Source organism: Qingshengfaniella alkalisoli (genome assembly GCF_007855645.1).
GTDB lineage: Bacteria > Pseudomonadota > Alphaproteobacteria > Rhodobacterales > Rhodobacteraceae > Qingshengfaniella > Qingshengfaniella alkalisoli.
The window spans coordinates 1,410,874-1,437,169 of record NZ_CP042261.1; the positions used below are offsets into that span (position 1 = coordinate 1,410,874).

25 protein-coding genes are annotated in these 26,296 nt (G+C 58.4%); 15 read left to right on the top strand and 10 right to left on the bottom strand.

What is annotated here, in order from left to right; all coding sequences use genetic code 11:
* Nucleotides 1-73 precede the first annotated feature (73 nt).
* Together FPZ52_RS07130 and moaA are read left to right on the top strand one after the other, a co-directional pair.
* Nucleotides 74-1,831: a tetratricopeptide repeat protein gene (locus FPZ52_RS07130; protein WP_146364798.1), complete on the top strand. Its 1,758-nt coding sequence runs from the start codon at nt 74-76 to the stop codon at nt 1,829-1,831.
* Between the two features lie 267 nt (nt 1,832-2,098).
* Complete coding sequence (moaA, locus tag FPZ52_RS07135) at nt 2,099-3,106, top strand: GTP 3',8-cyclase MoaA (RefSeq protein ID WP_146364799.1); 1,008 nt, start codon at nt 2,099-2,101, stop codon at nt 3,104-3,106.
* Here the strand turns inward: moaA and FPZ52_RS07140 are convergent, their stop codons facing one another.
* Nucleotides 3,107-4,267: a M20 aminoacylase family protein gene (locus FPZ52_RS07140; RefSeq protein WP_146364800.1), complete on the bottom strand. Its 1,161-nt coding sequence runs from the start codon at nt 4,265-4,267 to the stop codon at nt 3,107-3,109.
* A gap of 77 nt (nt 4,268-4,344) precedes the next feature.
* On the bottom strand, nt 4,345-5,610 hold the full coding sequence (locus FPZ52_RS07145; protein ID WP_146364801.1) for a DUF3422 family protein: 1,266 nt from the start codon (nt 5,608-5,610) through the stop codon (nt 4,345-4,347).
* A 90-nt stretch (nt 5,611-5,700) separates the two neighbouring features.
* Here FPZ52_RS07145 and FPZ52_RS07150 point away from each other — a divergent pair, with 90 nt between their 5' ends.
* A complete protein-coding gene (locus tag FPZ52_RS07150) occupies nt 5,701-6,165 on the top strand; it encodes a GNAT family N-acetyltransferase (RefSeq protein ID WP_146364802.1) in 465 nt (154 codons plus the stop codon).
* A 2-nt stretch (nt 6,166-6,167) separates the two neighbouring features.
* Here FPZ52_RS07150 and FPZ52_RS07155 read toward each other — a convergent pair whose 3' ends face one another.
* The 4 genes from FPZ52_RS07155 to FPZ52_RS07170 all read right to left on the bottom strand — a co-directional run bounded on the left by FPZ52_RS07155 (nt 6,168) and on the right by FPZ52_RS07170 (nt 10,020).
* Nucleotides 6,168-6,944 carry a gamma-glutamyl-gamma-aminobutyrate hydrolase family protein gene (locus FPZ52_RS07155; RefSeq protein WP_146364803.1) on the bottom strand — a complete coding sequence of 259 codons (777 nt, stop codon included), beginning with the start codon at nt 6,942-6,944 and terminating at the stop codon, nt 6,168-6,170.
* Between the two features lie 152 nt (nt 6,945-7,096).
* Nucleotides 7,097-7,525 carry a GlcG/HbpS family heme-binding protein gene (locus FPZ52_RS07160; RefSeq protein WP_146364804.1) on the bottom strand — a complete coding sequence of 143 codons (429 nt, stop codon included), beginning with the start codon at nt 7,523-7,525 and terminating at the stop codon, nt 7,097-7,099.
* Nucleotides 7,526-7,539: 14 nt separating this feature from the next.
* A complete protein-coding gene (locus FPZ52_RS07165) occupies nt 7,540-9,699 on the bottom strand; it encodes a malate synthase G (protein ID WP_146364805.1) in 2,160 nt (719 codons plus the stop codon).
* Nucleotides 9,700-9,813: 114 nt separating this feature from the next.
* On the bottom strand, nt 9,814-10,020 hold the full coding sequence (locus FPZ52_RS07170) for a hypothetical protein (RefSeq protein ID WP_146364806.1): 207 nt from the start codon (nt 10,018-10,020) through the stop codon (nt 9,814-9,816).
* Between the two features lie 89 nt (nt 10,021-10,109).
* Here FPZ52_RS07170 and pepN point away from each other — a divergent pair, with 89 nt between their 5' ends.
* The 3 genes from pepN (at nt 10,110) to FPZ52_RS07185 (ending at nt 14,294) form a co-directional block, all read left to right on the top strand.
* Nucleotides 10,110-12,674 (top strand): aminopeptidase N, encoded by a 2,565-nt coding sequence (gene pepN / locus FPZ52_RS07175; protein WP_146364807.1) that lies wholly within the window; start codon nt 10,110-10,112, stop codon nt 12,672-12,674.
* Nucleotides 12,675-12,751: 77 nt separating this feature from the next.
* Nucleotides 12,752-13,309 (top strand): type 1 glutamine amidotransferase domain-containing protein, encoded by a 558-nt coding sequence (locus FPZ52_RS07180; protein WP_146364808.1) that lies wholly within the window; start codon nt 12,752-12,754, stop codon nt 13,307-13,309.
* A 115-nt stretch (nt 13,310-13,424) separates the two neighbouring features.
* Complete coding sequence (locus FPZ52_RS07185; protein ID WP_146364809.1) at nt 13,425-14,294, top strand: lysophospholipid acyltransferase family protein; 870 nt, start codon at nt 13,425-13,427, stop codon at nt 14,292-14,294.
* 11 nt (nt 14,295-14,305) lie between these two features.
* Here the strand turns inward: FPZ52_RS07185 and FPZ52_RS07190 are convergent, their stop codons facing one another.
* Entirely contained in the window at nt 14,306-14,956 is a 651-nt protein-coding gene (locus tag FPZ52_RS07190) for a transglycosylase SLT domain-containing protein (protein WP_146364810.1), read from the bottom strand.
* A 146-nt stretch (nt 14,957-15,102) separates the two neighbouring features.
* On the opposite strand from FPZ52_RS07190, the gene gatB reads away from it, so the two are divergent.
* Nucleotides 15,103-16,614, top strand: coding sequence for an Asp-tRNA(Asn)/Glu-tRNA(Gln) amidotransferase subunit GatB (gene gatB / locus FPZ52_RS07195; protein WP_146364811.1), 1,512 nt, complete (start codon nt 15,103-15,105; stop codon nt 16,612-16,614).
* Nucleotides 16,615-16,616: 2 nt separating this feature from the next.
* On the opposite strand, the gene FPZ52_RS07200 is transcribed toward gatB, so the two are convergent.
* Both FPZ52_RS07200 and FPZ52_RS07205 read right to left on the bottom strand, forming a co-directional pair.
* Complete coding sequence (locus FPZ52_RS07200) at nt 16,617-16,976, bottom strand: hypothetical protein (RefSeq protein WP_146364812.1); 360 nt, start codon at nt 16,974-16,976, stop codon at nt 16,617-16,619.
* Between the two features lie 71 nt (nt 16,977-17,047).
* Nucleotides 17,048-17,431, bottom strand: a complete 384-nt coding sequence (locus FPZ52_RS07205) for a hypothetical protein (protein ID WP_168201280.1) — start codon at nt 17,429-17,431, stop codon at nt 17,048-17,050.
* Between the two features lie 124 nt (nt 17,432-17,555).
* Between FPZ52_RS07205 and FPZ52_RS18880 the strand changes: the two genes are divergently transcribed.
* Nucleotides 17,556-17,879, top strand: a complete 324-nt coding sequence (locus tag FPZ52_RS18880) for a DUF4177 domain-containing protein (protein WP_168201281.1) — start codon at nt 17,556-17,558, stop codon at nt 17,877-17,879.
* Nucleotides 17,880-17,891: 12 nt separating this feature from the next.
* Here FPZ52_RS18880 and FPZ52_RS07215 read toward each other — a convergent pair whose 3' ends face one another.
* Nucleotides 17,892-18,149, bottom strand: coding sequence for a BolA family protein (locus FPZ52_RS07215; protein WP_146364815.1), 258 nt, complete (start codon nt 18,147-18,149; stop codon nt 17,892-17,894).
* A gap of 104 nt (nt 18,150-18,253) precedes the next feature.
* Here FPZ52_RS07215 and FPZ52_RS07220 point away from each other — a divergent pair, with 104 nt between their 5' ends.
* The 7 genes from FPZ52_RS07220 to FPZ52_RS07250 all read left to right on the top strand — a co-directional run bounded on the left by FPZ52_RS07220 (nt 18,254) and on the right by FPZ52_RS07250 (nt 26,295).
* Nucleotides 18,254-18,883 (top strand): J domain-containing protein, encoded by a 630-nt coding sequence (locus FPZ52_RS07220; RefSeq protein ID WP_146364816.1) that lies wholly within the window; start codon nt 18,254-18,256, stop codon nt 18,881-18,883.
* A gap of 101 nt (nt 18,884-18,984) precedes the next feature.
* Nucleotides 18,985-19,971, top strand: coding sequence for a cobaltochelatase subunit CobS (gene cobS, locus FPZ52_RS07225; RefSeq protein WP_146364817.1), 987 nt, complete (start codon nt 18,985-18,987; stop codon nt 19,969-19,971).
* Between the two features lie 79 nt (nt 19,972-20,050).
* Nucleotides 20,051-20,401: a thermonuclease family protein gene (locus tag FPZ52_RS07230; protein ID WP_168201282.1), complete on the top strand. Its 351-nt coding sequence runs from the start codon at nt 20,051-20,053 to the stop codon at nt 20,399-20,401.
* 79 nt (nt 20,402-20,480) lie between these two features.
* Nucleotides 20,481-22,031 carry a CYTH and CHAD domain-containing protein gene (locus tag FPZ52_RS07235; protein ID WP_146364819.1) on the top strand — a complete coding sequence of 517 codons (1,551 nt, stop codon included), beginning with the start codon at nt 20,481-20,483 and terminating at the stop codon, nt 22,029-22,031.
* Nucleotides 22,032-22,108: 77 nt separating this feature from the next.
* On the top strand, nt 22,109-23,983 hold the full coding sequence (cobT, locus tag FPZ52_RS07240) for a cobaltochelatase subunit CobT (RefSeq protein ID WP_146364820.1): 1,875 nt from the start codon (nt 22,109-22,111) through the stop codon (nt 23,981-23,983).
* 81 nt (nt 23,984-24,064) lie between these two features.
* The gene (locus FPZ52_RS07245; RefSeq protein ID WP_146364821.1) at nt 24,065-25,861 is read left to right on the top strand and encodes an aminopeptidase P family protein; all 1,797 of its coding nucleotides are present in this window, start codon (nt 24,065-24,067) and stop codon (nt 25,859-25,861) included.
* 71 nt (nt 25,862-25,932) lie between these two features.
* Nucleotides 25,933-26,295 (top strand): DUF427 domain-containing protein, encoded by a 363-nt coding sequence (locus FPZ52_RS07250; protein WP_240804311.1) that lies wholly within the window; start codon nt 25,933-25,935, stop codon nt 26,293-26,295.
* The last annotated feature ends 1 nt before the right edge of the window (nt 26,296 follow it).

Genomic DNA, 26,296 nt, shown 5'->3' on the forward strand with positions numbered 1-26,296 from the left:
GAAGACGAACGTCTCCACGAACACGCGGAACCGACATGGCACCAAAGTCGAGATAAATTCGGGGACATTTATTGTGGGCGGAAACCAGCCGTACGATCTGAAACCAGTGACTGCTGCTTTCACAGCTACGGAAAAAGAACTGGTACAGAATGAACTGCAGAATATTCTAGGTTCGAACCAATTTGCGAACGCGCCGATTGTACGTACCTTCCTGGAATACGTGACAAACGAGCATATTGCTGGACGCGACGACCATCTCAAGGCTTACACCATCGCGACAGAGGCCTTCGGCAGAAGCGTCGATTTTGATCCGTCAAGTGATACCATCGTGCGGACGACGGCCGGTCGGGTTCGAAACGCGCTAAAGGCCTACTACGACGCACGAGAAGCTACATCCGGCGTTGAAATCAGTCTGCCCAAAGGCGGATATGTCCCATCCATAGAGTTCCGGGACGTACAGGAGGCGCCGGGCTCGGACAGAACTGATGGGTCTTCTTCTTTTCGCTCCACATTTCTTCGTCCCGGCGTTCTGATCGCCTGCTGTCTGTTTGCAATGGTCGCTATCGCGCTCGTAGTCATCTTCTTGCGGCAAACCGGCGAACGGCCGCTATCGGGAAACGTCGTTATCAATGTTCAGCCAACCGAGCATGTCGGTTCCGATCTGGAAGCACTGGCCAAGGAGATCGACCTCCGGCTTTCCCCGGCGCTGTCGCGCATCAGGCTGGCGAGGATCTCTCCGCCATCCTCGATACCCGGCACGAATGACCCTGCGCCGAGCACTGACGACGATGACATCGTCTTTACCCTCAAGACAAGTATCGCGGGCGTTTCGCCGCCAGAACTGCGCTGGCAACTGGTGGATCCTGAATCCGGCTTCCTGCTCTGGGCATCCAGTGAACCGCTATCGGGAACGAGTTCGGACACGATCGAGAGAGACATCTACAAGGTGAGCTTCCAGATCCTGGGCGAGAACGGCGCGGTGCCCTTGGCCCTGGAAAGGTATCATGGCGAACTCTTTACGAACCAGGCCTGCTTGTCGCGCGCACAGCTCATGAGAGCGGTCGAGAATGCAACGGTGTATCCGGAAATGCGCGAATGTCTTGAACGCACCGTCGAACGATTTCCGAATGATGCCGCGGCCTGGGCCATTCTGAGCACGTTCTACGCGGTGCGGACGCGCTACTACGGGGCCGAGGAACCGGAGGAGCGGCTGAAGCTTATCGAACGGGCCGAACGTGCTGCGGCCAAGGCCGAGGAACTGGCACCCCACGCCTACCTCACCAAGGTCGCGCTCATGCAGCTTGCACTAAGCCAGCAGCGGATCCGTGCGTTTGACGAGTTGCAGGAACATATCCGGGCGAAATATCCGGGCAATATTCACCTTGAATTGCGTATCGCCAGCCGCCTGACCAGGTTGGGCCGCGGCTCGGAAGCACTTGAAATCTACAGAAAGGCCGAAGAGGACTGGGGGATCAACCTCAGTTCGAACTTCGCCGACATTGCATTGGCCCACTTCGTCGAGGGGGACCACGAGAGCGCCTACCGCCTGATGTCGCGTTCGACATCCAACCAGTTGTTCGTATTGCTCGTGAAGGTGGCGATAATGGGCAAGTTGGGACTGGAAGAAGACGCCGCACCCATCGTCGAAAAGCTGGTTGCAACCCATCCCGATATCCGTGAAGCGTTCTACCCATGGTTCTCCGGGCTCAACTGGGTGGATCCGTTGCTGGCTGATCTGGCCGACGGACTTGCAAAGGCAGGTCTTGTCGTGAAAGCTGATCAGCTCGCCTCGGACAAGTCGGGACATCTTCAGGCCGAAGCCCCGCTTTAGAAATTCCGCCAGCTTCGCGTCTAAGCGCAGGTCGTCCTTGAACTTCTCCCAGCGCAGCAAGCCGGCGATCAGCTTCCTTCCGTGTCGGGGGCTCGGGACTTGGCCCTTCGCGAAGGCGTCTTTCACGACGTCCTCAAGGAGCTTGGGCTCATCACTTGTCAGCCGGTCGCGCGAACCTGTCCGAGACATTATCTCCAAAGCGTTGATACTGATACATCGTGCGCGAAAACCCTTGCTCGTCAAAGGCTGCAAGCCTAGCCTTTGTCCATGAACACTCAACTGATAGACCCCTTTGATCGCGCGATCACCTACCTGCGCGTATCGGTTACCGACAGATGCGATTTTCGTTGCGTCTATTGCATGTCCGAACACATGACCTTCCTGCCAAAGAAGGAACTTCTGACGCTGGAAGAACTGGATCGCATGTGTTCTGGTTTCGTGCGCCTAGGCGTGCGCAAGCTCCGGATCACGGGCGGGGAGCCTTTGGTTCGCCGTGACATCATGACCTTTTTCCGCGCGATGCGCAGGCATATCGATGCGGGCGATCTGGATGAGCTGACGCTGACCACAAACGGCTCACAACTCGAACGCTTCGCCCGCGATCTCTATGACTGCGGCGTGCGGCGGGTGAACGTATCGCTGGATACGTTGGATGAGACGAAGTTTGCCGATGTCACACGTTGGGGACGCCTGCCGCAAGTTCTGCGCGGAATCGACGCCGCCCGCAACGCGGGACTGCGGGTCAAGATCAACACGGTCGCGCTGAAGGGCTTCAACGAAGATGAACTGTTCGCCCTGACCGAATGGTGCGCGGCGCAGGACATGGACCTGACCTTCATAGAGGTCATGCCGATGGGCGATATCGGCAACGAAGAACGTCTGGATCAATACTGGTCACTGAAGGATTTGCGTGCCCGGCTGGCCGAGCGATATACGCTCACCGACAGCGCCGAACGCAGCGGAGGCCCTGCCCGTTATGTTCGACTGATGGAGACGAACCAGAAGATCGGCTTCATCACACCGCTCAGCCACAATTTCTGCGAAAGCTGTAACCGGGTCAGGCTGACCTGCACGGGAGAGCTTTACATGTGTCTGGGGCAGGAAGGCCGTGCCGACCTGCGCAAACCTCTGCGCGACAATCCAGGCAGTGACGCCCCCTTGATCGAGGCGATCCGCGAGGCGATCACGCATAAGCCCAAGGGCCATGATTTCGATTATTCGCGGCAGGTGGTTGGCGGGAAAATGTCCCGCCATATGAGTCACACCGGCGGGTGATCAGCTAACGGGCATCCGTTTTTCGACGATCTCCGCCCACCACGAACATCCCGCAGGAATCGCTTCATCGTTGAAATTGTATTCCGGGTGATGAACAGGCGCCGTGTCGCCATTGCCTACCATGATGTATGCGCCCGGACGCTCCTGCAACATATAAGCGAAGTCCTCACCGCCCATGATCAGCGGAGCCTCGTCGCAATCGCCAGATACCTGCCGTGCGACAGCGGAGGCAAAATCGGTTTCATCGTCGGAGTTGACCATGACAGGATAGCCGCGCTGATACTCCAGATCAGCCTTGGCGCCATAGGCGGCAGCGGTCATCTGGACGAGGTTGGTCAGACGGTCCTGCGCCATGTCCCGGTTGGCGGCGTCGAGACTGCGGACGGTGCCCCGCAACACGACACGCTGGGGCAATACGTTGTAAGCTGTACTGCTCGTTTCAAAGCTGGTCACCGACACCACAAGTTGCTCGACAGGGTCCGTGTTGCGACTGACGATGCTTTGCAGGGCCGTGACGATCTGGCTGCCGACCAGAATGCTGTCGGTAGCGATATGCGGTTTGGCCGCGTGTCCGCCCTTGCCTTCAACGGTGATCGTGAACTCGTCAGTCGCAGCAAAGAACGGACCGGGACGGATAGCGAACGTGCCCGTTGGAATACCCGGCCAGTTATGCATGCCGTAAACTTCCTGAATACCGAAGCGATCAAGAAGCCCATCTTCGATCATCACACGCGCGCCGCCGCCGCCTTCTTCGGCTGGCTGGAAGATGACAATAACCGTGCCCGCGAAATTCCGTGTCTCCGCAAGATAGCGTGCCGCACCCAGAAGCATCGCCGTGTGGCCATCATGCCCACAGGCGTGCATCTTACCCGGATTGGCGGAAGCATAGTCCAGACCCGTGGCTTCGGTGATGGGCAGCGCATCCATGTCCGCGCGCAGACCGATTACGGTGTCGCCCTTCTGCCGCCCCCGAATGACGCCGACCAGACCAGTCTGACCGATACCTTCGACCACCTCGTCGCAGCCAAACTCCCGCAGACGCTCAGCCACGAACGCGGACGTTTCATGGGTGTCAAACATCAATTCAGGGTTAGCATGGATATGGCGACGCCAGCCGGTGATTTCGGGTAGCAATTCGGAAAAGCGGTTCTTTATGGGCATGGTCTTATCAATCTGACAGGAGTTTCAGACCACACGCTACATCCGGGCAGACCTGAGAACCATCGAAAAGCGGCCCACTATTCCAAATGCTTGCGAATACGACTGACCAATAGCCAAACCAACAGCACAACGATGGGCGTGGCTCCTGCGGCCAGTTCCGTCTTTCCCAGTCCCAGCACCTTTTCCAGCGGACCGGTCAAATACAGGACAAGGTTCAGCGCATAATAGCTGATCGCGACGACACTGAGCCCTTCGACCGTATGCTGCAACCGAAGCTGCATGGCCGCACGGCGATCCATGCTTTCCAGCAGCGATTGGTTCTGCGCCGAACGTTCGACATCCACGCGCGTTCTGAGCAGGTTCCCTGCCCGCATGCTGCGCTGCGCCAGATCACTGACGCGCCGTTCCGTCGACTGCACCGTTCGCATCGCCGGATCGAAGCGGCGCATCATGAACTCGCCCATGGTCTGGCGTCCCTCGAACCGGTCCTCGTGCAGCACCTCGATCCTTTGATTGACGATTGCGGCATAGGCCCCGGTCGCACCAAAGCGGAAATTGTTCTGCCCCGCGAGATGCTCGAGATCGGCCCCGATCTGCAGCAGCGCCTGCAATGTATCCTCTGGGTCGCTTTCTGCCTTAGCCATCTCTTCGGCCACCCGCGCCAAAGCGCCATCTATGCGGGTCAGTTCCGGTGAGACGCGCCGGGTCATCGCCAACCCGAGCATTGACATGGTGGTGTAGGTTTCAATTTCCGTCAGGCGCTGCATGATACGCCCGATCCGGTTCGGCCCCGTTTCGGGTGGCACAAAGATCGCCATGCGCTTGTTGCCAGCAGCATCGGTGCGGAAATCGCCCGCGATCACCGCCGCACCGTCCAAGACCGAACTGACAGCCAGGCTTTCGGACACGAAGTGATGGTCCACAAAGGTACGGATCTGCGCCGGATCATCTGCCAGACCGATATGGATGATGGCCGAACTGATCCGCTCTCCCGGTGCCCCCGCCAGCCAATCGGCGGGAAACACCCTGGTCAGTGGGGTCTCGAAACCCAGATCTTCATTATCGATCATCACCGTGTAGCTGACAAACTCAGTGTGGCTTTCCCATTTCAGGCGGTACCGGCCGAGTTGGCCGGAATAATGGGTGACATCAGGATCAGGTTTGGCAGCCCCGAAATGGTCCAGAAGATCGAACAAGTGGCGTTGTTCTGCCTGATGATCGCGCAAACCTTCATTGCGGGTCTTGATCGCAAGGTAGATCACCTGCGCCGGCGCTTTCAGTGTCGGGAAAGGACGCGCGTGCAATTCATTGGTCAGTTCAAAACGAAATGGATTGTCCCGCATAGGTTTCCTGTCTGCCACAAATCTTTTACACGTCGAGCCGAGTCATCCGCGCCAGCGGACAATGCCACGCAATTGCCCCACAGGTAAGCCATGCTTCGCATTCGACAGTTTCAACCGGAAGATGCCTATCGGCTCTGGGAAATTTTCTACACGGCCATCCATCAGGGCACGACACGCTTCTACAACGCTGCGCAACGCGATGCTTGGGCCGGCTCCCGTCGGATGCCCGACAACTGGTCGGATCGTCTGGCCAAGCATATCACCAAGGTTGCAGTTAGGGATAGCGCGACTGTGGGTTTCATGACTCTTGGGCGCGACGGGCATCTGGATCTAGCCTTTATCGCGCCGGAGGCGATGGGCACCAACGTTGCAGCGGCCCTTCATGACGCGCTGTTGCACGACGCGCTTCTGCTGGGCCTGACGCGGCTGGATACCGAAGCCAGCCATCTCGCCCGCCGTTTCTTTCTGAAACAAGGCTGGCAAGAAATTTGCGAACAGACGGTCGAACGGCGTGGGGTCGCGCTGACCAACTTCCGGATGGAAAAGCGGCTATAACGTCAGGCTGATTTCAGGGACGAAGGTCGACGGCCTTCCGACCAGCACTGGACAGCATCACCGAAAGCCTTGAACAACGGGCGCGACACGGGATCATTGGCCGCGTTCCATTCCGGGTGCCACTGTACCCCAAGCGAGAACCCGGGCGCATCGCGGATATAGAGCGCCTCCGGAGTACCATCGGGCGCCTCCCCGTCGATCACGATCCGCGAACCGGCGGTCTTGATGCCCTGACCGTGGAGCGTATTCGTCATAACCTTGGTCGCGCCCAACAGCCGATGGAATACCCCGTTTAGGGTCAGTGACACCTCGTGACGCAGTTCGAACTTCTCTTCCAGCGACCCCTCCGGCGGCATGCGATGATTCATTCGCCCTGGAAGGTCACGAATTTCGGGATAAAGCGTGCCGCCCAGCGCGACATTCATTTCCTGAAACCCGCGGCAGATGCCAAGCACGGGCTGTCCCCGATCTACACAGGCGCGAACCAGCGGCAGCGTAATAGCATCACGGTTGCGGTCAAACTGGCCATGCGCTTCGGTGGGCGCCTCGCCGTATTCTTCCGGGTGCACGTTCGGTCTTCCACCGGTCAACAGGAACCCGTCAAAGGTTTCCATCAGTTCATTTATTCTTACGAAGCGAGGATCAGCGGGTATGACAAGCGGCATAGCCCCGACAACATCCGAAACGGCTTCGATATTCATCGTACCGCCCGCATGAGTAGGGTACTGATCATTGATCAGATGAGTGTTGCTGATGATACCGACGATGGGCCGCTTCATTTCGATCCTCATGCTTTCCGTGCACGACGATAGGGTGCAATGTCGTCGTCGTCGAGATGTCGTAAATTCATAGCCGGAATACAAAATGACCTGCCCGGGTTGCAGGCAGGTCTCCGATTTCAAGCCCACGGCTTGGGCAGGATTGGAACCGCTCAGGCCTCCCCGACCAGCCCCGCCGCATCTGCGCCGGCAAGCGCCGCTTCAGCGTCATTGTCTGACGTGTCGCCCGTCACGCCAATTGCACCCAAGACGTCGCCCTTCTTGTCCTTGAGTAACACGCCACCCGGAACGGGAACGACCTGACCGCCGAAGACACCATTCGCAGCGGCCATGAAGTAGGCCTGCTGTTCCGCGCGGGCCATCTGTGCACTGCCCGGCATGCCAAGCATCACAGCGCCATAGGCCTTGCCCTGCGCGATGGCGAAACGGCCCGGGCTCGCGCCGTCTTCGCGCTCGAACGCTTTGACGTGTCCGCCGGCATCCAGAACCACGACCGATAGCGGCTTGAGGTCCATCTCGCGCCCCTTCGCCAATGTCGCCTTGATGATCTGACGTGCTTTCCGAAGTGAGATATCGGTCATGGTCTTCTCCCTGATCAACTTGCCGCTTTGAGTTCGAGACGGCGGCGGTGAAGCACCGGCTCCGTGTATCCCGAAGGCTGTTCCCGGCCCTTGAAGACCAGATCGCACGCCGCCTTGAATGCAATGGTGTCATAGCCTGGCGCCATCGGACGGTAGGTGGGATCACCTGAATTCTGTTCATCCACCTTCTTGGCCATCTTCTTCATCGCATCCATCACCTGCTTTTCGGAAACGATGCCATGATGCAACCAATTGGCCAACGCCTGCGAACTGATCCGGCAGGTCGCCCGATCTTCCATCAAGCCGATATCATTGATGTCAGGCACCTTGGAACAGCCCACGCCTGCATCGACCCAACGAACTACGTAGCCCAGAATGCCCTGTGCGTTGTTCTCGATCTCGGCGGTGACTTCCGCGTCGCTCCAGTTCGTGCCTTCAGCCAACGGAATCGTCAGCAATTCGTCGAGGGTGCCGCGCGCGCCTCCTGCCTTGATCTCGTTCTGACGTTGGAACACATCGATCTGGTGATAATGGGTCGCGTGCAGGGTGGCGGCGGTCGGGCTGGGAACCCATGCGCAATTCGCGCCGGCGTGCGGATGGCCGGTCTTCTGATCCAGCATCTCGTTCATACGATCGGGCATGGCCCACATGCCCTTGCCGATCTGCGCCTTGCCCTGAAGACCGCAGGCCAGACCGATGTCGACGTTGCGTTCCTCGTAAGACTTGATCCAGGCGGAATTCTTCATCTCGCCCTTGCGCACCATCGGGCCCGCTTCCATCGATGTGTGGATCTCATCACCTGTGCGATCAAGAAAACCCGTGTTGATGAAGGCAACACGCGACTTCGCGGCGCGTATGCATTCCTTGAGGTTTGCACTGGTGCGGCGTTCCTCGTCCATGATGCCGATCTTCACCGTGTTCTGCGGCAGGCCGAGGATCTTTTCGACAGCCGTAAAGATGCGGTCGGCGAACGCAACTTCTTCCGGGCCATGCATCTTCGGCTTCACAACATAAACGGAGCCATGTTCGGAGTTGCGCGGACCATGCGTACGGGCCAGATCGTGCATCGCGATTGCAACCGTGCAGAGCGCGTCAAGAAGCCCTTCGCCAATCTCGTTACCATCCGCATCTAGCACAGCCGGTGTGGTCATCAAGTGACCCACATTGCGCACCAGCATCATGGAGCGCCCCTTAACCGTCAGCTTGTCGCCACCCGCGGAGGTGTAGTTGCTGTCGGGGTTCAGTTTGCGCACGAAGGTCTTGCCGCCCTTGGTGACGGTCTCCTCCAGATCGCCCTTCATGAGGCCCAGCCAGTTGCGATAGGCCAGTGCCTTGTCCGGGCCATCCACGGCGGCGACCGAGTCCTCGCAATCCATGATCGTCGAAACAGCCGATTCCAGCCAGACATCGGAGATGTTCGCCGGATCGTCCTTGCCGATGCGGCTCTTGCTGTCTACCAACACTTCGATCAGCAAACCGTTTTTGCGGAACAGGATCTGCCAGTCGCACAGATCGTCCTTGTTGTAGCCCACGAACTGCTCCGGATCAGCCAGCGCTACAGCACCGTTCGCAGTTTCGATCGCCAGCTTGCCGCCCTCGGCGGACAGCTTGGTCACATCGGCCCAGTTTGCCCCGTCAAGTGGGACAGCACCGTCCAGATGCGCCTTGGCCCATGCAATGACCCTTGCCCCGCGATCGGGATCATAGTCTTTGCCCCGTGGCAAATCGCCTATTGCGTCGGTTCCGTAAAGCGCATCGTACAGGCTTCCCCACCGCGCATTGGCGGCGTTGAGCGCATAACGTGCATTCATGATCGGAACGACCAGTTGTGGGCCGGCAATTGTGGCGAATTCGGGATCTACATTCTTGGTCTCGATCTCGAATGCCGGGCCCTCCGGCACCAGGTAGCCGATCTCTTCCAGGAATGTCTGGTAGGCTGCCGCATCGATGCGTTTGCCACGGTGCTCGACATGCCAGGCATCGATTGTTTTTTGCAGGTCATCGCGCTTCTTCAGAAGCGCCGCGTTTTCAGGGCCATACTCCGCCACCAGATGGGCAAGTCCTGCCCAGAATGCGCTGTCACCGACACCAGTACCGGGCAACGCCTCTTTTTCAATCAGAGATGCGAGTTCCGCATCCACTTGCAATCCATTGCGAATAACATATGCGGCCATCGGCTAACGCTCCTCGAATCCCCTCGAAATCTCCCGTGCATGCGGTCGCATGCAATGATCCGTTTAAGTCGGGAGGGGGCTGGACGCAACCATGAGCCTAGATTCCGGCACTTGTCACTGCTGCACCGACACCTCTTCGGCGGCAGTCGGTACGGGCTGGGCGTTATCATCTTGATCGCCCGGATCGTTCCCGCGGATCGCGACGCTCACCGCAAGAACGACTGCTATGATCACGCCGATGGCTACGGCAATGCCGATACCGATCAGCGCCGGGCTGTGCCGCTTCGCCTGCTTTTCCGTATTTGTTTCGGAGGCAGACATGAGATGCTCCTTTTATGCGTCGAGATGGTTGCTGTGTTGCCCTTAGCCAAATAACGTCGCGCGAAATCGCAGGTTCCGCGGAGAAGCAGATGTCCACCACCGACGCCCAGCATGCAGCACCTCAGCCGATCTATTTGAAGGACTACCGCCCACCAGCGTGGTTGGTAGAGGATGTGAAACTGACTTTCAGGCTCGACCCCACTGCGACGCGCGTGCTGTCCCGCATCCGGTTTGTGCCCAATCCAGACGCGCCCGGTGCATTCAAACTGGACGGCGAAAAGCTGAAATTGATCTCCGCCGCGATTGACGGTGTTCCCGTTGAGCCCGAGATTACGGACACCCAGTTGACCTGTAAGACACCGGATGGTCCTTTCACCTGGGAAGCTGAGGTAGAGATCGACCCGCAGGGCAATACCACGCTTGAAGGCCTTTACATGTCTAACGGCATGTACTGCACCCAATGCGAGGCCGAGGGATTTCGCAAGATCACCTATTACCCGGACCGACCCGATGTGATGGCGCCGTTCTCGGTGCGCATCGAATCTGATCTGCCCGTGCTTTTGTCCAACGGCAATCCCGGAAAACGTGGGGACGCGTTCGCGGAATGGATCGACCCTTGGCCCAAACCCGCGTATTTGTTCGCATTGGTCGCGGGTGAATTGGTTGCCCACGAAGATAGCTTTACCACTGCTGGCGGCAAGGATGTCGATCTGGCGATCTGGGTGCGCGAAGCCGACATTGGCAAATGTGCCTTCGGAATGGACGCGTTGAAACGGTCGATGCTCTGGGATGAACAGGTTTACGGTCGTGAATACGATCTGGACGTATTCAACATCGTGGCAGTGGACGATTTCAATATGGGCGCGATGGAGAACAAAGGGCTGAATATCTTCAATTCAGCCGCCGTACTCGCCTCGCCCGAAACCGCAACGGACGCAAACTTCGAGCGGATCGAGTCGATTATCGCGCATGAATATTTCCACAACTGGACGGGCAACCGGATCACCTGCCGCGACTGGTTCCAGCTCTGTCTCAAGGAAGGGCTGACCGTGTTCCGCGACCAGCAGTTCAGTGCGGACGAGCGATCCGCCGCCGTACGCCGCATCGATGACGTGCTGGCCCTGCGCGCGCGTCAGTTTCGTGAAGACAACGGTCCGCTGGCGCATCCCGTCCGCCCCCAAAGCTTTGTCGAAATCAACAACTTCTACACCGCGACAGTGTACGAAAAAGGCGCTGAGCTCATCAGGATGCTGAAGCGTCTGGTCGGCGACAACGCCTATTACGAAGCGCTGGAGCTTTACTTCGCGCGTCACGACGGCCAAGCCTGCACCATCGAGGACTGGCTTGCCGTGTTCGAAGATGCCACGGGACGCGATCTGTCGCAATTCAAGCGCTGGTACAGTCAGGCGGGCACCCCTCGTGTATATGTCACAGAGGACTGGCGGGACGGCAGCTATACGCTACAGTTTCACCAGGAAACGCCTCCGACGCCGGGACAGGACGAGAAACGTTCGCTTGTGATCCCCGTGGCGGTCGGGCTATTGGCGCAGAACGGTTCAGAATTACGCGGAACCGAGGTGCTGGAACTAACGAGCCGCGAGCAAAGCTTCACTTTCGAAAATCTGCCCGAACGTCCGGTGCCGTCGATTCTGCGCGAGTTTTCGGCCCCCGTCATCCTACATCGCAACAGCGACAAAGCCGAGCGGTTGTTCCTGCTGCGCCATGACACTGACAGCTTCAACAAATGGGAAGCCGCCCGAGGCCTGATGAAGGATTGCCTGACTGGCATGGCACTGGGCGAGAACACGGCAGATGAGGATCTGCTGTCGGCGCTGGCAGATGTACTGCGCGACGACACGCTTGACCCGGCGTTCCGCGCGCTTGTGTTGCAACAGCCCTCCGAAGACGACATCGCACAAACCCTCTTCGAGGCGAACACCACCCCTGACCCGACCCGTATCCACCAGGTGTCCGAGCAGTTCGCCAACGCCTTCGCTGCGCATGCCGAAGGCAGTCTTGCCTCCGTGTTCACCGCGATGAAGCCCGAAGGCGTCTATGCGCCTGACGCGCAAGGCGCTGGCCGACGCGCGCTGCTGAACGCATCTCTGACCTTGCTGTCACGCCGAGACGGTGGCGAACGGGCGGCTGAACAGTACGATACGGCTGACAACATGACGCTTCAGTTGGGCTCGTTGTCGGCACTGCTTCGCGTCGGCAGCGGCATCTCGCAGTTGGAACGGTTCTATGACCAATGGGCGGATGATCGCCTTGTGTTGGACAAGTGGTTCTCGATGCAGGTCGCGCTGGCGACACCTGGCGACGCAGCACGGATCGCGACGGACCTGGCCGAGCATCCCAAGTTCGACTGGAAAAACCCCAACCGGTTCCGCGCCGTCGTGGGCGGTCTGGCCTCGAATGCCGCCGGTTTCCATCACGCGTCAGGCAAAGGCTATGACTTCGTTTCCGATTGGCTGATCCGGCTCGATCCGGTGAATCCGCAAACCACGGCACGCATGAGCACCGTATTCGAAACCTGGCGCCGGTACGATGCGGACCGGCAGGATTTGATGCGTGCCGCGCTCGGACGCATTCAGTCCTCGCCCGGCCTGTCACGCGACACTGGTGAAATGGTCGCGCGTATCCTTGAAGGTTAGAGGATACGGAACATTTTGCTGGACGGACGGTTCCTTTTCGACAGGGATAGCATCCCGAGATTCGAAAGGAGGACACCATGCCAGCCATCAATGAATCCGCCATTCTGATGATCTCCACCCACGGCTTTGAGCAGTCCGAACTGGATGCTCCGCGCACCAAGCTGTCCTCGGCTGGTGCAACCGTGCATCTAGCAACACCGGGCGGCGAAGACATTCGCGGCTGGAAGAACAAGGATTGGGGCGACATTGCCCACCATGACAAACGGCTGGAAGAGGTCAGCGCGGACGACTACGACGCAATCGTCATTCCCGGCGGCCAGATGAATCCGGACATTCTGCGCACAAACGCGCAAGCAGTCCGATTAGTCCGCGACTTCGTGGAACAAGGCAAGATCGTGGCCGCAATCTGTCACGGTCCCTGGCTGCTGATCGAAGCTGGCGTCACAGAAGGCCGCGAGATGACATCTTACCACTCGATCAAGACTGATCTCGTCAATGCCGGTGCCAACTGGGTCGACGAAGCGGTCGCAGTGTCAAACGGCATCATCACTAGCCGCAGCCCTGCGAATCTCGACGCATTTGTCACCAGGATCATCGAAGAAGTTCAAGAGGGCCGGCACAAGCGTGCAGCCTGAAAAGCAATCCGCGCACCGGCAATAAGTTGCCGGTGCGCATTGTCCGTCATCGCTTTCAGGGCTAAGATCAACGGAATGTCATATGATCGTCGTCAACGCATGGTTTTGAACGCCTATGAAAGACAGAATTGACCCGTTGATCGAAGAACGTGCGCCATGGCTCTATGCGGGTCACGCATGGTCGCGCCCTTCGCGGGCCGTTCTGACAAAGATGCTGGGCTATGAGCGCACCATCGAACTGGGTGAACATTTTCGTGACATGCCGATGCACGACATCATGCGGATCATGGGGAATCTGCTAGCGCGAGATGTTGATGTCTCCGGGTTGGAAAACATTCCTCGCCAAGGTGCGGCGCTGATCGTTGCCAACCACCCGACCGGGATCGCCGACGGCATCATCATGCAGCACATGCTGTCGAACATCCGCGACGACTCCTATTTCTACGCCAACAGCGACATCTTGCGGGTGTTGCCGCAGATGGAGTCGCTGATCGCGCCCGTTGAATGGCGGCTGGAAAAGCGCAGTGTCGCGAAAACGCGCGAGACGATGGCCTACACCCGCCAAGCCGTTGAAGACGGGCGTCTGGGTGTGATCTTCCCTGCCGGTCGTCTGGCAAAACGTCGCGGGCTGCGCCTGTTCGAGCGCCCGTGGATGGCATCGGCGGCTATGGTTGCGCGTAAGTTCGATCTGCCGGTCATTCCGGTAAACATCCGAGCGCGTAACTCGGTGCTCTTCTACATGTTCGACCTGATACACCCGACACTGCGCGACATAACGCTGTTTTACGAGACCCTGAACAAGGATCGCCAGCCCTACCGCATTACGGTCGGAGAACCGATTTCGCCGGCCTCGCTGCCCGCCAAGTCGGAAGAAGGGATCGAGATGCTTCGGAAGGCAACACTTGCGTTGGGCGGCCGCTATGCCCCATCCGTATCACTGGTGGACAGTACGCGCCGACCAAGCTGGGCTCGAATCAGCGCGTAAGTCGGGAAGGCTCAGAAGAAGCCCTTCTTTTGCGGCTTAACCTGACAATAGGGCTGCTGCTTGGTCCAAGCCGCTATTTCCGCGCGTTTTGACGAACTCTGGAAAGGCGCCCAATCCGCCGCGATGCCGCGCCAACGGCTGTCACGAACTGCGATTGCATTGTCGCGTGGCACCGTCACACCCATGATGCGGATACCGCAGGACAGGTTACTTTCGCCGTTCAACAGTGCCTTGCCACTTGTCGCGTTACAGCCATAGCCCCGCGCCGTCGCAGGTGAAATCTGCAACAGGCCAAACCATTGGTTGCCACCCCCAATGGCCTCTTCGCGCCAAGTGCTTTCGTGTTTGGCCAGCCCCGAAATCAACCCGGCCCAGAAGGCCATACGATCCTCGGCGCTCGCGGTGCGGTAGCCCGGACAGTAAGTGTCGACGTCTTTAGGTTCCAACGTTGCCAGCGAGGAACCATGTGATTGAAGGGCCGACATCGCGGCCTGCGTCCACTCTGCCCCGTCGGGTCGATGATCCCAGCGCGTGACAGGAATATTCGTCAACTGCGCTGATGGATTGACTTGTGCGCGGTTGACTTGTGCGTTTTCTGAACACCCTGCAACCGCCAAACCTAATGCCATCACCCCGATGGACCGAGCAAACCACTTCCGCATGCGGCCTAAACCTTGCTGTTTCAAACGACGCGAAGGATTCACAAATCCGCTCGTCCGCACAACCCCGCCGATTTTTATAGGCGGACTTGCGCCAATCTCTGCCCTCGCCTAGAACGCTCGCGACCAATGAACGAGGCCCTCCAAAGATGCTCGACCTGACCTATGAAGCCCCCAAACCCAAAGTGATCGCTGGCGCGAAGCACGACTGGGAACTGGTGATCGGCCTTGAGGTGCACGCGCAGGTGGCCAGCAAGGCCAAACTGTTTTCCGGTGCATCGACCCAGTTTGGCGCAGAGCCAAATTCCAACGTCGCCTTCGTCGATGCGGGCATGCCCGGCATGCTGCCCGTGATCAATGAATTCTGCGTCGCCCAGGCGGTCCGCACGGGCCTTGGCCTTAAGGCGGCGATCAATCTGTGGTCCGCGTTCGACCGGAAGAACTACTTCTATCCTGATTTGCCTCAGGGCTATCAGATCAGCCAGTTGTATCACCCCATCGTCGGAGAAGGCGAAGTCCTGGTCGATATGGGGCCCGGAACTGCACGTCGCGTCCGCGTCGAGCGCATCCATCTGGAACAGGACGCCGGCAAGTCTATCCACGACATGGACCCCAACATGTCCTTCGTGGATCTCAACCGGACCGGCGTCGCATTGATGGAAATCGTTAGCCGGCCGGACATTCGTGGTCCCGAAGAAGCCGCCGCCTATGTCGGCAAGCTGCGCCAGATCATGCGCTACCTGGGCACCTGTGATGGCAACATGCAGAACGGGAACCTGCGGGCTGACGTCAACGTGTCGGTCTGCCGACCGGGCGATTACGAGAAGTATCAGGAAACGCAGGATTTCTCGTATCTCGGGACGCGTTGCGAGATCAAGAACATGAACTCCATGCGCTTCATCCAGCAAGCGATCGAGTATGAAGCCCGCCGCCAGATAGCCATTTTGGAAGATGGCGGTTCCATCGTTCAGGAAACGCGCCTTTACGATCCGGACAAAGGTGAAACACGCTCAATGCGGTCCAAGGAAGAAGCGCATGATTACCGCTACTTCCCGGATCCCGACCTGCTGCCGTTGGAGATCGAGCAGGCGTGGGTTGACGCTATCGCCTCGACCCTGCCGGAATTGCCCGACGAAAAAAAGGCGCGATTCGTCAATGATTTCGGCTTGACCGAATATGACGCCAGCGTCCTGACGGCCGAGGCCGAGAGCGCGGCTTACTTTGAAGAAGTGGCGTCGGGGCGCGACGGCAAACTGGCCGCAAACTGGGTCATCAACGAGTTGTTCGGCCGGTTAAAGAAAGATGACAAAGCGATTACGGACTCGCCTGTATCAGCCGCGCAGCTTGGCCGTATCATTGATCTGATTTCCAAAGGCGACATCTCGGGCAAGATCGCGAAAGACCTGTTTGAAATCGTCTACACCGAAGGCGGCGATCCCGGCGCAATTGTCGAAGAACGCGGCATGAAGCAGGTGACCGATACGGGCGCGATCGAAACAGCTGTGGACCAGGTCATCGCTGACAATCCTGCGCAGGTTGAGAAGGCCAAACAGAATCCCAAACTGGCGGGCTGGTTTGTCGGCCAGGTGATGAAGGCCACGGGTGGCAAGGCAAATCCCAAGGCCGTGAACGAAATCGTCGCCCAGAAACTGGGCCTGTAACCCTATTCCGGCATGAGTGTGAGCATGATCTCGCGCTCATGCTGGGTAACGCGAAAGCATTGCCGGTCCATGGAATGCACATCACGCGTGGCCGAATGGCAGAACAGACCTTTTCTGAATTCCCAGCTGCCCGAGAACGGCTTTCCACGATAGCGGCCATTGACGGAGTAGTCCGCACCAATCGTCATTTCCACACCATCGGACATAAGCGTCTGCCCGACCACATATCTGCGAAACTGTTCTTCCGTCCTGATCGTGCGATTGCCGTGCATTTCCGGCATGACCGCAGATGAGGTTTCGGGCTGCGTGATCTCGTAGGAACCGCAACCGAGCAACATCACGAAAACCAGCACACGCCACATCACAACCTCCGGCCTCTGACGCGCATAATAACGCCGAGCGACGACATCGCCCAGACAAACCGGGAAAGTGGTTAATTCACACGGGTATAGGCGTAAGGTGCGCCAAAGCCGTGAAGCGGCGTGACCAGGATCTCGCCCGGCTTGTAACCCAGCTTGGAACAGCCATTACCGCCCGACGTGGCAACCCGGAAAGTCATGCAAAACTGGCTTCCGTCCCATTTCCAGGTTCCTGTCAGCGGAACACCATTGATGCCGCCGCTGATGGCGCCGTCCTCACCAAAGGTCGCGCGAATCTCATCTGACTGCCACTGATGACCTACGGCGATCTCCACGAACTGCGCACGCGTCGTAACCGGCGTGTATTGGGATCTGAGTTCCTGTTCTTGCTCGATCGTTTCGACCATGCCGCATGCGGACAATGCCAGCATACCGATTCCACAGGCAAATCTTCTCATTTCCCACCTATCTGTTGCGCCTGCGCGACTGTTTCACGCGACGGCATCCATGTCAAAACTTGATCCCTTCCTTCGGGACGCGTTGCAAGCTAAACGCGAAGGCGACTATCGGACGGGGGTTTTCATGACACAGTACGAGTACAAGGTTTTGCCGGCCCCGGCCCGAAGCGACAAGATCAAGGGCGTCAAATCTGCCCCGGACCGGTTTGCCGCGACGCTGTCTGCTGCGCTGAACGAGCAAGCGGGCAATGGTTGGGAATTTATCCGCGCCGAGACACTACCCCACGAAGAACGGCAAGGGTTGACCGGCACGAAATCCACCTTCCAGACAGTTCTGGTATTCCGGCGCCCAACCGAAGCAGAGCTCCCCCAGGTCGAGCAAGCCGGGTTGCGGCTTCTGGAAAAACCCGAAACGGACGTTCCCGACGCACCCGAAAACAGCGCCTAGCCGCCTATATCCCTAGCCACCAATATCTAAGGCAAGCGCGTGGATGCGCGACACCAGATCTTTCCCAAGCGCGGCGTGAACAGCCCTGTGACGTTCAATGCGGGACATACCGGCCAGTTCCGGGGCCCTGATCTTCACGTTGAAATGGCTTTGCCCGCCCTCGCGATAGCCCGCATGCCCACGGTGAGATTCGCTGTCATCCACAACGACCAGTTCCGATGTGGTGAAGGCTTGCTCCAACTTCTCGCGGATTTCTGCTTCCACACGCATTTTTTTGCTCTGACCCCTTTTGCTTCGCGTCAGAAAGGTTAGACTCTCGCCTCCCCGACGCGCCGACCGTAATCTGTGCGCGCCGAGTCGAAAAGGTATGGTTCATGACAAAAGACGATCCCTTCGGTTTCGATATGTCCGTTTCTTCGGCCAAGAAGAAAAAAACCCGTGGCCGTCGAGGCATGTCTGGCGCGTTCGAAACCTCCACGCGTAGATGCGACCACGAAGGCTGTCAGGAGACAGGCCAATATCGCGCGCCCAAGTCACCGGACCATCTCGACGAATTCTACTGGTTCTGCAAAGACCATGTCCGTGAATACAATCTGAAATGGAACTTCTTCAACGGCAGCACAGAGGAAGAGTTCAATGACCAGATCGACAGTGACCGGGTTTGGGGCCGCGAAACAAAACCCTTCCGCCGTTCGGCCGAAGAGCGGGCATGGGCGCGGCTTGGTGTGGATGACCCGCATCAGGTGCTGGGCGACAACGCAACGCGCAATCCCGGCAAATCAGTGTCCGGCACCCGTAGACTGCCGCCAACTGAGAGGCGGGCGCTGGAGATTCTTGAAGCCAAGGATCACTGGACACGGTCCGACATTCGTAAGGCCTACCGCTCGCTTATCAAGATTCTGCACCCCGACATGAATGGCGGGGATCGTTCTGATGAGGAACGCCTGCAGGAAGTTGTCTGGGCATGGGACCAGATCAAGGACAGCCGCAGCTTCAAGGACTGATCGCGCTTCTCGCCGGGCTGCACCCTTGCGCTGCCCGACATTATCGGGCACGAGGATGCCGTTGCGCCGCGCGCAGCATTGCGGCGAAGAAAGGATTTACGATGGCAGACGGCACGAACCCGACGGCAGTGAAACCCACCGAAGAGATTTCCGTTCGCGATGTCTTCGGAATCGACACCGACATGGTGGTGAAGGGCTTTGCGGACCGTACAGATCGCGTGCCCGAGCTGGATTCCACCTATAAATTCGACCCCGACACGACATTGGCAATCCTTGCGGGCTTTTCACACAACCGCCGCGTGATGATCCAAGGCTATCACGGTACCGGTAAGTCCACGCATATCGAACAGGTCGCAAGCCGCCTGAACTGGCCCTGCGTGCGCGTCAATCTTGACAGCCATATCAGCCGGATCGACCTGATCGGCAAGGACGCGATCAAGCTGCGTGACGGCATGCAGGTTACCGAGTTCCAGGAAGGCATCCTGCCCTGGGCATTGCGCAACCCAACCGCGATCGTTTTCGACGAATACGATGCGGGTCGTGCCGATGTGATGTTCGTGATCCAGCGTGTTCTGGAAGTTGACGGCAAGCTGACCCTTCTGGACCAGAACGAGGTCATCACGCCCAACCCCTATTTCCGCCTGTTCGCGACGGCAAACACCGTAGGACTTGGCGACACGACGGGACTTTACCACGGCACGCAGCAGATCAACCAGGGTCAGATGGATCGCTGGTCGCTGGTGGCCACTTTGAACTACCTCAGCCATGACGCGGAAACGAATATCGTTCTGGCGAAGAACCCGACCTACAATACGGCAGCGGGTCGCAAGACGATCAGCCAGATGGTGACCGTCGCTGATCTTACGCGTACGGCTTTCATGAATGGCGAGTTGAGCACCGTGATGTCGCCACGGACCGTTATCGCATGGGCACAGAACACACACATCTTTCGAAATGTAGGGTACGCCTTCCGCCTGACCTTTCTAAACAAATGTGACGAATTGGAACGCCAGACCGTCGCAGAGTTCTATCAGCGCTGCTTCGACGAAGAGCTTCCCGAAAGCGCCGTAAGCGCCAGCCTTGGTTAGGGCGCCCCATCTGGTGGGCCTGCTTTCTGCGGGCCTGCTAGCGGCTTGTACCTATCCACCACCTCCGCCGGCGCCGGGCTTGTCCACTTGCACCGTCAATCGTGTCGTTGACGGCGATACGGTAAATATCTCCTGTTCCGGGCGAGCGGCAGAAAACGCGCGCATCATCGGCTACGACACACCCGAAACATTTGAACCGCGTTGCACTGGCGAAGCTGCCGCCGGTGCAGCGGCAACCGCGTATTTGCGACATATGCTTGATGCCGCTACGACAATCACAGTTGTACCAAGTGGCGATCGTGACCGGTACGGGCGTCCCCTGATACGACTGGAAACGGATGGACAAGACGTCGCCGGGTGGATGGTGACCGCAGGCCACGCAGAACGTTATTCAGGCGGACGTCGTCCCGACTGGTGTGCGGCCGGATAAACCATCTACAAGTTGCATTTTCCCGTTCCAGATTGAAATGCCACTTGGCCGACCGCTGAAACGCACTTAGCTTTCTCTTATGAACGAGATAGAGCTCAAGTTCCTTATCGCTGATACCGATGCACCGAAACTGCGGAATCGTATCAAGAACCTGCCCGGTGGTGACGCTTTAGGACGTGCATCGACCCTTCGCAGCATCTACTTCGATACGGATGCAAAGGTGCTCAAATCCGAAGGGATCGCACTTCGATTGCGTAACGCCGGCAGGGAGTGGCTCCAGACCGTCAAAGCGAAACAGTCACGCAATGGAGGCCTGCAATCTGTTCTGGAATTCGAATGTGCCGTTCCCGGCGGAAAGCTCGTAATTGACGCGATCGAGGACGACACCCTTCGCGACAAGATCGCCCTGATTGCCGCCTCGCAAGACCTGGTCGCAGTGTGCGAGACCGAAATCAAGCGAACCAAAGCCCTGATACACTGCGGCGATGGCAGCGAGGTTGAAGTTGCGCTGGATTTGGGGCACGTCAAAGCAGGTGAGCGTTCTGAACCACTGGCCGAGTTGGAATTGGAGCTCAAATCCGGCAGTCTGTCTGCGTTGTTCAGCTTGGCTGCCACGCTGCTACCTGAAGGTGGATTACGCTTTTCACGCATGTCCAAATCAGAACGCGGGTATCTTCTCGCTGACGAAGGCCATATCGGTCTTGATCTTTCTCCGCGCAATTCAAGCAATGTCTCGCTGCTTAAGGAGCAGCCGGTAGAACTGGCCGCCCGCGACGTTTTCCGCGAGTGTTTTGAGCAGATCACCCACAACATCGAAGTGGTGTGCGATAATGACGACCCTGAAGGACCTCACCAACTTCGAGTTGGATTGCGTCGTTTTCGCAGCGCCGCGACCCTTTTGAAAAGTGGCGTCGGTGGCGTGAACCTATCGACATTGAAAGACGAAGCCAAATGGCTGGGACGCGAGGTCGGGACAGTGCGCGATCTGGACGTCACCGTGATCGACCTGCTGGAACCCGAAGCCGCACGCCATCCCCAACTTGCGGGGTTCAATTCGTTGCGCGAGGCACTAATTGATCATGGCAACAATGCCCGCCATCATCTGCGTCAGGTATTGCGGAGCGAACGCGTCCACCGGTTCGAGTTGAACCTTGCGCAATTCATCGAGACGCGAGGATGGCTCGATCCGGATGATCACGGACAGACACAACGGCTCGCTACTCCGATCAACGAGGTGGCAAATTCCGCGCTGGCGCATCGCTGGAAAAAAACCACCAAACGAGCACAACACATTGAAGCATTGAGCACTGAACAGCGCCATGAGCTTCGGAAGGAGTTGAAAAAACTCCGCTACGCCGCAGAGTTCTTTGGACCGCTCTACGGAAAGAAGAAGGTTAACAAGTTCACCTCAAAGCTCAAAAAGCTGCAGGACATGTTCGGCAGCATGAACGATCTTGCCATGGCCGAAACGCTGCTATCAGGCTCCGATCCGGTGGCATCTGGCGATCCGGATGCGCAGCGCGCGGTGGGCTGGATTCTGGGAAGCCGAACAGTGCAGGCGGAGTTCGATTGGACCAATGCTACCGCGCTCTGGAATGATCTTTCGAACCTCAAACGCTTCTGGGAATGACGGCTTTCTTTGACCTGTCTCTGGACAGTGCCTCTCTGCTCATGTGACAAGAGCCCAAACAGCCTGAGCGGACCCACATGACCCAGAACGACAACCCGTCAGAACCGTTCAAGAAAGCCCTCGCCGATGCGACGCGAGTGCTTGCCGATGATCCCGAAATGACCGTCAGCTATTCGGTCGATCCTCCAGGCATGGTCAATGATCAGGTCCGCCTACCTCAGGTGTCTCGCCGCATGACGACGGTCGAGGTTCTTCTGGCGCGCGGCACGGCGGACAGCTACGCAATGCGCCGCCGTTTTCACGATGATGCCACCCATGCGCGCTATGCGCCACAAGGCCCGATGGCACGGGACATCTATGATGTGATGGAAACCGCACGATGCGAGGCAATGGGTGCGCGTGCAATGCCCGGCACTGCCAAGAACATCGACGCGGTGATTGCACAGGAGGCCGATCGCAAGGGATATGCCGATATCAAGGAAGCCTCGGCTGCGCCGCTGGCAACTGCTGCGGGGTATTTGGTGCGACATCTGGCAACCGGCCGTGATCTGCCTGAAGGTGCCGCCAATGTCATGAACCTGTGGCGGGAACATATCGAACGCGAAGCCAGTCCCTCGCTGAGCCGCCTCGACGACACGCTCGACGATCAGACCGCATTTGCCAAGCTTGCGCGGCGGATGATCGAAGATCTGGGCTATGGCGACCAGCTTGGAGACGATCCGGACGATCTGGAAGACGAGCAGGACGAAAGCGCCGAAACGGACGAGCAGGACCCCGATCCGCAGACCGACCAGAGCGACGATCAGGACTCGGAAGAGGAAAGCGACGCCTCGCCCGAGGATTCGCAAGCAGACAGCCAGGATTCATCCGAAGCGCAGGTCACGATGGACCAGATGTCGGACGCGGAAACGGTCGAGGAATCTGACCTGCCGGATGGCGAGGCCCCGCTTGACCCACCACCCCCGCCCGCCGCATCGGAGGCGGATCCGAACTACACTGTCTTCAGCAACAACTATGATGAAGAGATCCGGGCCGAGGAGTTGGCCGAACCGGCCGAGTTGGAACGTCTACGGGCCTATCTGGACCAGCAGCTGGAACCGCTGAAAGGCGCAGTCTCGCGCCTGGCCAACAAGCTGCAACGCCGCCTGCAGGCACAGCAGAACCGCAGTTGGGAATTCGATCGCGAAGAGGGTATCCTAGATGCAGGACGCTTGGCGCGGGTCGTTGCGAACCCAACAACACCGCTGAGCTTCAAGGTCGAAAAGGACATGGAATTTCGCGATACTGTCGTGACCCTTCTGCTCGACAATTCGGGGTCGATGCGCGGTCGCCCGATTTCGATAGCCGCGATCTGCGCGGACGTATTGGCCCGCACATTGGAGCGGTGCGATGTGAAGGTGGAGATCCTCGGCTTTACCACGCGCGCATGGAAAGGCGGGCAAAGCCGCGAGGACTGGCTCGCCGCCGGCCGCAAACAGCAACCCGGCCGCCTGAACGATCTGCGTCACATCATCTACAAATCCGCTGATGCCCCATGGCGGCGTGCCAAGCCAAACCTGGGCTTGATGATGAAAGAAGGCCTGCTGAAGGAAAACATCGACGGCGAGGCACTGGAATGGGCACATCGCCGGATGATCCATCGAGCCGAGGCCCGCAAGATCCTGATGGTGATTTCCGACGGCGCGCCCGTGGATGATTCTACACTGTCGGTGAATCCGGCCAACTACCTGGAAAAGCATCTGCGCGACGTTATCGCCATGGTCGAAAAACGCCGGGTGGTGGAGTTGATCGCGATCGGTATCGGGCATGACGTGACCCGCTATTACGATCGCGCGGTAACAATCACGGATGTGGAACAACTCGCAGGGGCGATGACCGAACAACTCGCCTCACTATTCGACAGTGATCCCCGCGCAAAAGCCCGCATGTTGGGATTACGCAAGGCAAGCTGATCTTGCGCCCCTCCGGCATCGCTTGTTAAGTCAACCGGTGCCGGTTTTATCCGGCTTTTCTCAGCCGAAACGGGGTGTCCATTGTTCCAGTCCTTCGAAACGACCAGCCATCCGGAACTCGGCGCCGCGCGGCTAAACGCGCTCCGAGCCCAGATGAAGGCGCAGGAGCTGGACGGTTTTCTGATCCCCCGCGCAGATGCATTCCGCGGTGAGGTCGTAGCCCCGCATGACGAACGCCTTTCCTGGTTGACGGGTTTCACAGGGTCTGCTGGATTTGCCGCAGTGCTGGCCGATAAAGCAGGTGTGTTCATCGACGGCCGCTACACGGTGCAGGTTCGCGGCCAAGTCGATCTGGAGGTCTATACGCCTGTAAACTGGCCCGCGACAAAGCTGCAGGATTGGCTGCGCGAAAATGCGACAGATGGGGCGGTGATCGGCTTTGATCCATGGCTGCACACGCGTTCAGAGATCACGCAAGTCAGTGACGCGTTGACGGACCGCAAGATCACCTTTCAGCCAACCGGAAACCTTGTGGACGTCATCTGGGACGACCAGCCCAAACCGCCGATGGCACCCGTTACTAGTTACCCCGATGAGTTCGCAGGCCGAAGTTCTGCCGACAAGCGCGCCCAAATCGCCGGTGATATGGTCGAGGCGGGCCAGTCCGCCGTCATCATCACCTTGCCGGAAAGCATCGCCTGGCTTCTGAACATTCGCGGCGCAGATATCACACGCACCCCTTTTGCCCATGCATTCGCCATTCTTCATGCCGATACATCCGTCGACCTGTTCATCGCACCCCAAAAACTGGGTGGTGTAGAATTTCCCGAAGACGTTCGTCCTGCCCCGTTCGAGCATTTCGCAGAGGCGCTCGGCACACTGTCGGGTAAAGTTCTGATCGACAAATCCAGCGCACCTTTCGCCGTCAGCGAAGGCCTTGAGCAAGCCAATGTCGAGGTTGTTGAAGGCACCGACCCTTGCGCCCTGCCTCGTGCGTGTAAAACGGAAGCCGAAATCGCAGGTTCCCGCGCCGCACACAGGCGGGACGCCATTGCCATGGTCGAGTTTCTGGCCTGGCTGGATGAGGAAGCCCCCAAAGGCACGTTGACCGAGATCGATGTGGCTACCACGCTCGAAGGCTATCGCCGGGCCACCAACCAGTTGAAAGACATCAGCTTCGAAACCATCGCGGGCAGCGGCCCAAACGCCGCAATGGCCCATTACCGCGTTACCGAACAATCGAATCGGACCATCAGAAACGGTGAATTGCTTCTTGTCGATTCGGGCGGGCAGTATCTGGACGGAACCACCGACATCACGCGCACCGTCACGGTCGGCGAACCCACAGATCTGCACCGCCGCTGTTTCACCCTGGTCCTCAAGGGCATGATCGCCGTCAGTCGGGCGCGCTGGCCTGAAGGGCTGGCTGGTCGTGATCTCGATCCGCTGGCGCGCTACCCTCTGTGGCTGGCAGGACTGGACTATGACCACGGCACGGGTCACGGAGTGGGAGCCTATCTTTCCGTGCATGAAGGCCCACAGCGCATTTCCCGCACAGGGGAACAGGCGCTGGAGCCCGGGATGATCCTGTCCAACGAACCCGGATACTACCGCGAAGGCGATTTCGGCATCCGGACTGAAAACCTCCTCTGCGTCACTGAAGCACCGGCATTGACGGGAGCTGACGATAGACGCATGTTGTCATTCGAGACGCTGACCTTTGTGCCGATCGACCGTCGTCTGATTGACACAAAACTTCTGGATGATGACGAGCGTAACTGGCTCGACAGCTATCACCGGCAGACCCGCGACCGACTGATCGACCATGTGTCCGAGATGGCGAGAACGTGGCTGCTGCAAGCGACAGAGCCGCTTTGATATGTGCGGCGGTTGACGATCCGAAAGGATAAACACACAGCGCCGCAAAAGGCGCGATCTGGGAGAGAGCTATGACAGGATTAGAATCGCTGATGGAACGTGGAATTTCGACAAGGCCAGCAGGCGGGACATGGGTCGTGCGCGCAGGCGGCGCGATCATCGCCGAAACATCGAATGCAATAGAATTGATCGAATCCGGCCTGTCACCCGTGATCTACTTCCCCCGCGATGACGTGGCGATGGCCTTTCTGGACCAGACGGACCAAGCCACACGCTGCGCGTTCAAGGGTAACGCGACCTACTATGCCATCCACACCAAGAGTAAAGTTCTGGACAACGCGGCGTGGAGCTATGAAACACCACTCGACAACGCTGCCGACATCGCAGGTCACATCGCCTTTTATCAGTCGATGGTGACGGTCGAACGTGTCTGAT